Raw genomic sequence first — 2,118 nt, forward strand, 5'->3', positions numbered from 1 at the left:
TCACGTAGCTGAAGAAGTACTCGCGGGTTACCGGGGCCAGGTTGTTCATGGCAACGTGTCTGTTAAAAAGTCTTTTCATTTCGATTATCTCCGAAATTTGTTCTGCTCATCTCGCTGAGCACATTTTCATGATAGTGACATACCGCACAAAACACAATAGCAATTTGGAAGAATACTACAAGATTTTTTAATGAAAATACTTTCAGTTTTCTGGTAATGTTTTCACGAAAACGGTGCTTTGATAGGATTGAAGTCTTTATTTGCAAGGGTTTATCTGTTTTTGTCAGGTGCTGCTTGGTGATTTCTGATAAAAGACTCTTAAAAGACAGTGGAAAGGAAATTACATAAAACATCATAAAAATGAGCATTTGATCACGTATGACTTAGGCCAGCAAAATCTGAAATAAGCGGCACTGGGAGCGGCGAGACCTGGTTTAACCATTTACCGTCTCTTGGAGAGAATTTTGTTAACGGGGCTTTTATTCTGAAGCCGGGGTTTTGACATCATGTCATGAAAACTGTTTACTTTAGCTGCTATTAACACTCTCTCCGGAGCTCCATTATGTCAGAAACCAAACCGAATCCCGGCATATTCAGACCAACGAAGCCGGTGCCAACTGTCCAGAGGCTTCCGGACATTACAGATCAGACCGTTGACGGTTTTCATGCTGATGCAAAGCTGGATATCGTTTCGGGAGAGGCGGATCTCTATTTTTGCTCCGGCACCGGAGATCGTTCCGGAAGAAACTATCTCCTGAAGTATTACCGCAGAAAAAATGCGGTAAAGCCGGAGGTGGTGGAGCAGCTTAAGACGATAAAAAGTCCCTTCGTGGCTCCGGTGGAGGGCTTTGGAGAGCATGAGGGCTTTCAGTATACCGTGCGTCCCTGGTATCAGATAGGATCTCTGGCGGCGCAGCTGGCAGAGGGGAGCCGGTTTTCAGAAGAAGATCTCAGGGTTCTTATTATCCCGTCAGTTATTGAAGGACTTAAGACGGTGCATGATGCAGGAATTGTCCACAAGGATCTCAAGCCGGCTAATTTGATTCCTGATGATACCGGGGAGCATATCGTCCTTATCGATTTTGGCATCAGCTCGTATGCGGGGGAGAAATCCATAGTGCTGACTCAGCCCGGTATGACGCCCGGCTATGCGGCGCCTGAAGTCAGTCAGGGAGTTTTTCACAGAGAAACCGACTACTATGCTCTCGGAATCACTGTGTTTGAACTCTTTACTGGCTATACCCCTTTTCAGAATCCTGGGCTGTCTCAGGAAGAAATTTACAGACTGGCCGCTATTAGCAAAATCGAGTTCCCGAAGAATTTTCCGCCCAAACTTAAGGATTTAGTGCTGGGACTTACTTACAAGGATATTTCCCACCGTAATGAAAAAGATAACCCTAACAGAAGGTGGGGCTATGACGAGGTAAAGAGATGGCTTAACGGAGAGGACGTACCAGTGCCCGGTAAAGGACAGGCTCCGGAACCAGTCCCCAGTATCCGGCCATATCCCTTTAAAGGACGTAAGCTGTCCTCCAGTGAGGAACTGGCCCGGGCTTTTCTGGAATCTCCGGAGGCGGGAGTCAATGAAGTGGGCCGGGATAGGCTGGGACTGTATTACGGTCTTTTTGATTCTGAAAGAGGGGCTCTTTGCAATAAAGCCCTTGCGGAATTCGGCACTTCGGAGAATGAGAATTTCCTGGCCTTTTTTCGGCTGATGTATCAGATCTCCGCAAACGAAAGTTCCCTTTTCTGCAGCGGGAAGGAATATAGTGGCCTTGCGGATCTGGCTTTTGCCGCTGTGGATGAGGCCGTGGCCCGGGCCGGGGATGGCAGCGGACTAAGTACCTCCAAAACCTCCCAGTTCCTGAAAGAAGTTACTCTGATGTTCCGGAGCGGTGCTCTCGAGCACTATGCCGGGGAGATAACGAAGAATTCCGGGGCGGTTAAGCTTTTTAAGGATCTGGAAAAGCTTCATAAGACTGCCGGCAAGCAGTACTCTCAGGCGCAGCAGGCTCTGGTGTTCGGGTATGCATTTTCAGACAACAGAAAGCTTGCAGTTAATGGCGTCATCTACAGCGATCCCAATGAGTTCCATAAGACCATGGCCGAAGACCGTAA

At 47.9% G+C, this 2,118-nt stretch carries 1 protein-coding gene; it reads left to right on the forward strand.

The genetic code is table 11. The annotated features are described in order from the left end of the window. Positions 1–562 precede the first annotated feature (562 nt). Positions 563–2,118 (forward strand): serine/threonine protein kinase (locus tag ACJROR_RS11075; protein WP_406547107.1); only part of this gene is annotated, 1,556 nt, incomplete at its 3' end.

The sequence above is a fragment of the Succinimonas sp. genome (genome assembly GCF_045225735.1).
Classification (GTDB): Bacteria; Pseudomonadota; Gammaproteobacteria; order Enterobacterales; family Succinivibrionaceae; genus Succinimonas.